The organism is Lentzea alba, assembly GCF_047445655.1.
GTDB lineage: Bacteria > Actinomycetota > Actinomycetes > Mycobacteriales > Pseudonocardiaceae > Lentzea > Lentzea alba_A.
Map to the genome: position 1 here is coordinate 1 of NZ_JAJAEG010000077.1, position 7,367 is coordinate 7,367.

A 7,367-nucleotide genomic window follows, 5' to 3' on the forward strand; every position below is an offset into this window, starting at 1 on the left:
TGCACTTCCATGATCGGGAGTTACACCGCTCTTTTTACAGTCCCGATCGCAGAGCAGGGCGCGGATGCTGGCCGGAGGTCAGTGGTTGTCTGGTGTGGCCGGCAGTGGTGGTGCAGAGTCGCGCATGTAGCCGATGCCCGCGGTCACGACGTAGTTCGCCGATGCCGCATCCAGCTTCCAGGGATGTCGCACTAGCAGGCGTCGCAGGCTGCTGCTGTCCGCGATCTGTGCCGGCCGTGTGGGAAGTCGAGCGAACCACTGTCCGTCCTGACCCCAGCGCGGGTCTGAAGCGTCATCCACCGCGGCGGCGAAGCGGTCGACCAGATGTGGCCACGCCGGTGTGCCCCACCAATGGTGGCACGCGAGTCCGCCGTGCGCTGCGGCGCGCCCGAATGCGAAGTGGTTGCTGCGCTCCTCGGCGAGGGCGACGACGGCACCCAGGGTTTCGGCGACGTGGTCGTCGAATTCGCCGAGTCCGTCGCCAGCGATGTCCGCGAGGGTGAGTCCGATGGGCAGCTTGCGCTTGGGGTCGGTGAACCAGCGGTAGAGCTTGCGGAGAAGCCATTCCACGGCGCCGATGTCGATTGTGTCGAGATCGGTGGTGGAGGAGTGGGCGTCGATGCCGCAGTCGGTGCGCCAGCGTCGGATCATGTCGCGGACCCGATGGGTTGTGTGGGAGTTGACTCGCAGCATGCCGCCGTCACTGAGCGGTCCATCACCTGCATGCCAGTCCTCCACGGGACTGTTGCGCCACGCGCTGTTGACCAGCCCGACGGCCGCCATGTCCAGCACCGCGCCTACCTGATCGGGATCGATGCCGACTTGGTGGCGCAGCATTTGCGCTACCAGGAGTTCCTCTTGTTCGGCGGTCAGCTCGTCGGGCTTCATCGTGTCCTTGTTCGTGTTCGTCGGCATGCCCTGGGCTGTCGCTGACTGCAACTGCCACAGCGATGGGCTCAGCACCACCCATACGAGCGACAGATTCCAATGCGCTGATCAACGTGACAGTGGATGTGGTTCGCCGGTCAGTGCCGACAGTGCGGTGGCGACTTCGCGCGGCACACCTTTGATGTAGGTGAGGGTGGAGCCGCCTTTGGCGTCGGTGTGACCGGCGTAGGCGCGTGCGATGCCGTAGCCGAAGTTGCGTTCGACCCAGGTGAGTGTGGTGTGGCGCCGCCAATGCGTGGACACACCGAGCTTCGCAGCCCACGGGAGTGCTGTCGGAATGCGGGTCCAGAGGTGGTCGTAGCGGCGGCTCGTCAACGGCGTGTGGTTCGTGTACCGCAGCAGGGCGTCGGTTGGTGATACTGCACCGCGGCAGGCTGCATGGGAGATCGCGCTCGAGCGGAACTCGGCGATCGTGTTCCCCCGCGCAGTTCATGGACGGCGTCCGCTCGATGAACACGTTCCTGGACAGGGAGATTCCGGCCGCTCGTGACCCGCTGGGTCAGTTTGGCTGACCGGTGAGCGACCGGTGCACGCGCTCGGTGAGCGCGCGCAGCCGGTCGCTGGTCCGTACTTCGACCGGAACGGGGGAGGTGAGGTCGAGCGTGTGCTCCGGGAGCCACGCCAGGTCGACGGTGAACCTGTCTCGCGCGTCATCGACCTGCTCGGGTTCCGTCCGAAGTGGACCTGTTCGTGCTCCGGCGGTCATGACGGTCGTCAGCAGTGGCTCGTGGCCGGGCGGTGGGTCTTCGTTGCGCAGCGCGAGAACGTCTCGCGGCCCGAAGGCGGTGCGGAACACCTGCTTGGCGCCGGGTGCGGTGGCCTTGCCAGTGGACAGCTTCATCACCGGCTTGCCGTCGTACTCCACGAGCTTGTAAGCACTGTCCAGGGACGGTGCGTCGGCGGAGACGCCCATGCGCGTGCCGACACCGAAGGCGTCGATCGGTGCACCATGCGCGACGAGTGCGGCGATGGAGTGTTCGTCGAGTCCACCGCTGGCGACGATGCGTGCCGCGGTCAGCCCGGCCTTGTCGAGCTGTCGGCGGGCGTCCGCTGCCAGCGAGCAGAGGTCACCGGAGTCGAGCCGGACTCCGAAGGGATGCTGCGGAGGCAGGTGCCGCGCCACCTCGATAGCCCTGCCGACGCCTTCGGGCGTGTCGTAGGTGTCGACCAGGAAGACCGTCGCGCTGGGAAAGTCCTCGGCGAACGCCTCGAACGCCGCCCGCTCGCCGGGGAACGCCAGGATGTAGGAATGGGCCATTGTGCCCGTGGCCGTGAGCCCGTACCGCCGGGCGGCGGCCACGTAGCTGGTGCCGCTGAACCCCGCGAGCGCCGAAGCCCTCGCGACTGCCAGAGCCGCCTCGTGACCGTGCGTGCGGCGCGCGGCGAAGTCGACGAGGTCACGTCCCGCCGCCGCGATACGGCAGCGGGCGGCCTTGGAGGCGATGGTGGTCTGGAACGTCACCAGGTTCAGCAACGCCGTCTCCACCAGCTGCGCCACGGCGATGGGCGCGGTCACCTCGAGCAGCGGTTAACCGGCGAACACGGCCCGTCCCTCCGGGACAGCTCGGACGTCGCCGGTGAACCGCAGATCCCGCAACGCGGTACACGCCGCAGCGTCCAGGACGGCTGCGTCGCGGAGGTAGTCGAGCTCGTCCTCGGTGAACCGGAACCGTTCGAGAAAGACAGGCAGTCCGCCAGACCGGCGGCGACGAGGAAGCCGCGCGCCGCCGGAAGGGCGCGGGCGAACAAGCTGAACGTCGCCGGCGCCGTCATCCCGCGGCGCAGGTAGCTCACCGCCATCCGGATCTCGTACAGGTCGGTGCACAGGCCCGTCATCCGTCGAGGCTCACCCAGCCGGAGCCGGGCGGACAGGGCCGAACGACCCTGCCGCGGGTGCCTACGGTTCCAGGCACTCCGGGATCGAGTCGGTCTGGCCGGTCGGCCGTTCGGTGTTGCCGGCGGGGTCGTAGATCTTCACCCACCGCACCGAGCTGAACTGCTTGAGCGTCGGGAAGATTTCCCCGGCGATGGTGAACGTCGAGCCGTGGCTGGAACATCCGCCGGTCAGCCGGACCCGCGCGATGCCGTTCGAAATGGACAGGTCGGTGAAGCCGGTGGCGTCGGAGTTGACGAACCGCAGCCGCTGAACCAGCTCCTCCTGGGTGGGGCCCGCGAACAGGCGCTGTAGCGCGCCGCGCGCGGTGGCCGGCGGGATCACCGGCCGGGACACGGCTCGGGTGTAGGGCTCGATGCCCTGCTCGAACCGGTAGAGGTCGAGGAAGTGCACGTCCACCGGCACGGTGCGGAACGGGGTGCTGATGTCGACGACCACCCTGCTCGGGTTGGTCAGGGTGAAGGTGTTCACCGTGCTCTGGCGAGCAAGCCCGATGCCGAAGGTGAGCACGCCTTCGAAGTCGCCGGAGTTCACGACCTGGATCACGTTGGGCAGCGGGTAGGTGCGTCGGGTCGGGCCGTAGGTCACGTTGCCGTTCTCGTCGTGCCCGGACGCGGACGCCATGCGCACCTGGAGGATCGCGTCGCCGACCACGGGCACCGGTAAGCCGGAGGGGTCGCCGATCAGCTCGGGCACGTATCCGACGTCGCGTTGCGCGGGAAGCGGCCCGGCGAACTCGAACACCACGCGGTCGTAGTCGGGGTGGTGTGCCGCCCGGATCGCCATGAGCGTGGTGGTCTGCTGTGCGGCCGTAGCGGGTGCTGCCGTTGCGCCGAATGCGGCGAACAGCAGCAGCGTTGCGGCGAGGATGCGAATTCTGGTCATCGAGGTCCCCCTCGTGGACTGGGCGGGCGTTGTACTCGCCGTTCCCAGACCTAGACCTCGGGCCGCCTTCCCCGTAGAGCAGAAGGTCCCCGGTAGCCCGTCGGCGGCGTGGGACGAACTGCTCTGGGAGCAGGTGGAATACCTGTGTAGCAAGGGGTTTATGAGTTTCCGTTACTACCGTGCAGTGGCGCTGGACCTGGACGGGACGATCGCCTGCGGTGGTCCGCCGGGGGAGGAAGTCCTGGCCGCCGTCCGCGATGCCCGTGCGGGCGGAATACGGGTGCTGCTCGTGTCTGGGCGCATTCTCGCCGAGTTGGAGGCTGAGTTTCCCGGTCTGGCGGGTGAGTTCGACGCTGTCGTCGCGGAGAACGGAGCGGTGTTGGCGTTGTCTGGTGTGGTGCGTCCGCTCGCACGACCGGTGGATCCGCAGCTGTTGCGGTGGCTGACCGAGCGCGGTGTCGCGGTGCGCCGGGGAATGGTGATCCTGGCGCTGCAGGCGTCCGCGGCGCATCTCGCGCTGGACGCCGTGCAGGACCTGCGGCTGGACGCGCAGCTGGTGCGCAACCGCGGCGAGCTCATGGTGCTGCCCGCGGGTGTGACGAAGGGCGGCGGTCTGGTCGACGCGCTGAGCGAGCTGGGAGTGTCACCGCACAGTGCGATCGCCGTCGGTGATGCCGAGAACGATCACGCCCTGCTCGAGGCGGCCGAGCTGGGAGTCGCCGTCAGCAATGCGGTGGACTCCCTCGTCGCGCACGCCGATCTCGTGCTGCCCGCGCCGAACGGCGTCGGGGTGGCGGCGCTGCTCGCCGGCCCGGTGCTCGGTGGCACCGAGTTGGCCGTCTCCGGCCGCTGGAGGATCCACCTCGGAATCGACGGCGGGGGCCGGACGGTCACCGTCCCAGCGGCGCAGACGTCCGTGTTGATCACCGGGAAACCCGGTGCGGGCAAGTCATATCTGGCGGGGCTGGTGGCCGAGCAGCTGATCGGGATGGGCTATTCGATCGTGGTCTTCGATCCGGAAGGTGATCACACCGAGCTCGGGATGCTCAACGGCACGACGGTGTTCGGCGCCGACGGGCGCCTCCCACCGCCGTGGGAGCTGATCCAGTTCGTGCGCCACGACAACAGCGTCGTGCTGGACCTGTCGTTGCTGGACGACGGGCGGCGCAACGACTACGCCCGTGAGGTGTCCCGGTTGCTGCAGCACCACCGCGACCGCACCGGGCTGCCGCACTGGATCGTGCTGGACGAGGCGCACTGGCCGCTGGGACGGTTGCACCACCACGCGTTCCGGCCGGACGGTCTGGGGTATTGCCTCGCCACGTACCAGCCACATGAGCTCACTCCCGCCGTGGCGCAGGGAGTGCAGTGGCACGTCACCGTGTGCGGCGATGGTGAGGCGGTGCTGGGCGGAGCCGGCGTCATGACGGCTTTCCGCATCGCTGACCGGCGGACGGATCACGTGCGGCACCAGCACAAGTACACGAGCACCGACCTGCCGCGGTACCGCGGTTTCCACTTCCGCTACGACGACGGGCCGACCGGTGCAGTCGCGGCGAACCTCAACCAGTTCGTCGACGTCCTGCGCCACTGCGACACCGGCGTGCTGCACCACCACTCCATGGGCCGGGACATGTCTCGGTGGATCCGGGACGTGCACCGCGACCAGACGCTGGCCGGCCACCTGCGCAGGCTGGAGAGCCGCATAGCGGCGGGCGCACCCGCCGGCGAGGTCAGGCCGTTGCTCGTGAAGGCGATCGAGCAACGCTACGGCTTGAGCAAGGTGACGCGGATCTCGACGGACGGATGAGCTCGCGGGCTGGAGCCCACCGGCTGGAGCCCACCGGCTCAACGCCGCGGAGACGAAAGTCCCTGTGGTCCGCGGTGCTTCAGGAGCAGCCTGGGTGTGCTGTGCCTCATCGACCAGACACGCGGAGTACACCATGCGCCAACCTTCTGTTGCTTCACTGATGACCAGCGAGGTGATCAGCGCGAGCCCGGACACGCCGTTCAAGGACCTCGTGGAGCTGATGGAAGAACACCGCATCAGCGCCGTCCCGATCGTTGAAGGTGACTACGCCATAGGTGTGGTGTCGGACGCCGACCTGCTGCCGAAGGAGGAATTCCGCGGCGGCACCGCGGAGAAGCCCGCGATCCTGTCGAGCCGGGCGGAGAAACGCCGCTGGCAGCGGGCACACGGCGTGACCGCGCGGGAGGTGATGACGACGCCGGTGCGCATGATCGGCATGAACGCCTCGGCCGGTATTGCGGCGCGGGAGCTCGCGAAGGCCGGTGCGCGCAGGCTGTTCGTCGCCGACGTGGACGGCTCGCTCGTGGGCGTGCTGTCCCGGCGTGACCTGCTCAAGGTGTTCGTGAAGGACGACGAGACGCTGCACGCCGAGATTCTGCACGAGGTCTTCGGCAGCTCGACGTGGCTCAATCCGGCGACGGTGGAAGTCGTGGTGCACGACGGTGTGGTGACGCTGCGCGGACTGGTGGAACGGCGCAGCGACGTGGAGCTCGCCGCGCACTTGGTCCGGGCGATGCCAGGCGTCGTGGACCTGACGAACCTCCTGTCGTACGAGTGGGACGACACTCTGCGCCCCCGCCCCGCGGGGACCTTCGGCTGAGCCACGGTCAATCGGTGTTGGAGAGGTGTTCACCATGCGCGAGGCGTTCGACGCGGAACTCGCCCGGTTCCGCGATCAGCTGGCCGCTCTGGCCAAGGGCACGAAAGACGCGATGACCCGTGCCACAACGGCACTGCTCGACAACTCCCTCGCCGAGGCGGCCGGTGTTGTCGGCGATGACGACGAACTGGTGGGCCTGCATCACCGGATCGATCAGCAGGCTCTCGTGCTGCTCGCCCGGCAGCAACCGGTGGCGGGCGATCTCCGCACGATCATGGCGGGGTTGCGGATGAGTGCAGACCTCAAGCGCATGGCGACGCTGGCCCGGCACATCGCCGAGCTGGTGACGCGACGGCACCCGCGGCCGGTCGTGCCGTCCGAGGTGCGCCAGAGCGTGGTGGCGATGGGCGCGGTGGCAGTCCGGCTGGCTGGGGCCGCCCAAGACGCCGTCACGACGGAGAATGTCGACGCGGCAACGGCTCTGGAGCGTGCCGATGACGTGATGGACGATCTGCTCACGTCGCTCTACCGCACGTTGGTCGTCGATCACCGGTGGGACGCCGAGACGGCGATAGACCTCACTTTGCTGGGCCGGTACTACGAGCGGTTCGCCGACCATGCGGTATCCGTGGCCAAGCGGGTCGCGTTCGCCGCGGGTACCCGTCGACCGGAGGCTGCTCCGTCCAGTTAGGACTTGTAGCCGATGCGACGCAGCAGTGCCTTGCGTTCGGTCTGGTCGTCGGCGGTCTCGACGCCGAGCGGCTGGCCGCCGTCCACCACGCCGATGATGCCCCTGCCGAGCGCGGTGCCGGCGAGGAGCAGGTCGACCGGGTTGGCAGTGGCGCAGAAGACGGTGCAGACCTCGGGCACCTGCTTGATCGCATTGAGGACGTTGACCGGATATCCCTCGCGCAGGAACACGATGAACGAGTGGCCGGCTCCGATGGCGTGAGCGTTCTTGATCGCGAGCTCCACCAGGTCCGGGTCGTTGCCGGAGTGGCGGACGAGCC

At 68.3% G+C, this 7,367-nt stretch carries 8 protein-coding genes; 3 read left to right on the plus strand and 5 right to left on the minus strand.

Going from position 1 to position 7,367, the window contains the following annotated elements:
- Positions 1–78 precede the first annotated feature (78 nt).
- The 4 genes from LFM09_RS49730 to LFM09_RS49745 form a co-directional block, all read right to left on the minus strand.
- On the minus strand, positions 79–915 hold the full coding sequence (locus LFM09_RS49730) for a hypothetical protein (RefSeq protein WP_414103668.1): 837 nt from the start codon (positions 913–915) through the stop codon (positions 79–81).
- An 81-nt stretch (positions 916–996) separates the two neighbouring features.
- On the minus strand, positions 997–1,263 hold the full coding sequence (locus tag LFM09_RS49735) for a hypothetical protein (RefSeq protein WP_414103669.1): 267 nt from the start codon (positions 1,261–1,263) through the stop codon (positions 997–999).
- A 184-nt stretch (positions 1,264–1,447) separates the two neighbouring features.
- Positions 1,448–2,464 (minus strand): nicotinate phosphoribosyltransferase, encoded by a 1,017-nt coding sequence (locus LFM09_RS49740; protein ID WP_414103670.1) that lies wholly within the window; start codon positions 2,462–2,464, stop codon positions 1,448–1,450.
- Positions 2,465–2,845: 381 nt separating this feature from the next.
- The gene (locus LFM09_RS49745; protein ID WP_414103671.1) at positions 2,846–3,727 is read right to left on the minus strand and encodes a hypothetical protein; all 882 of its coding nucleotides are present in this window, start codon (positions 3,725–3,727) and stop codon (positions 2,846–2,848) included.
- Positions 3,728–3,887: 160 nt separating this feature from the next.
- Here LFM09_RS49745 and LFM09_RS49750 point away from each other — a divergent pair, with 160 nt between their 5' ends.
- The 3 genes from LFM09_RS49750 (at position 3,888) to phoU (ending at position 7,048) form a co-directional block, all read left to right on the plus strand.
- On the plus strand, positions 3,888–5,537 hold the full coding sequence (locus LFM09_RS49750) for an HAD hydrolase family protein (RefSeq protein WP_414103672.1): 1,650 nt from the start codon (positions 3,888–3,890) through the stop codon (positions 5,535–5,537).
- A gap of 160 nt (positions 5,538–5,697) precedes the next feature.
- Complete coding sequence (locus LFM09_RS49755; protein ID WP_414103673.1) at positions 5,698–6,357, plus strand: CBS domain-containing protein; 660 nt, start codon at positions 5,698–5,700, stop codon at positions 6,355–6,357.
- A gap of 34 nt (positions 6,358–6,391) precedes the next feature.
- Positions 6,392–7,048 (plus strand): phosphate signaling complex protein PhoU, encoded by a 657-nt coding sequence (gene phoU / locus LFM09_RS49760; protein WP_414103674.1) that lies wholly within the window; start codon positions 6,392–6,394, stop codon positions 7,046–7,048.
- Here phoU and LFM09_RS49765 read toward each other — a convergent pair.
- Positions 7,045–7,367: adenosine-specific kinase (locus LFM09_RS49765; protein ID WP_414103675.1), on the minus strand; the 323-nt coding region annotated here is incomplete at its 5' end. The two genes, phoU and LFM09_RS49765, sit on opposite strands and share 4 nt — an antisense overlap.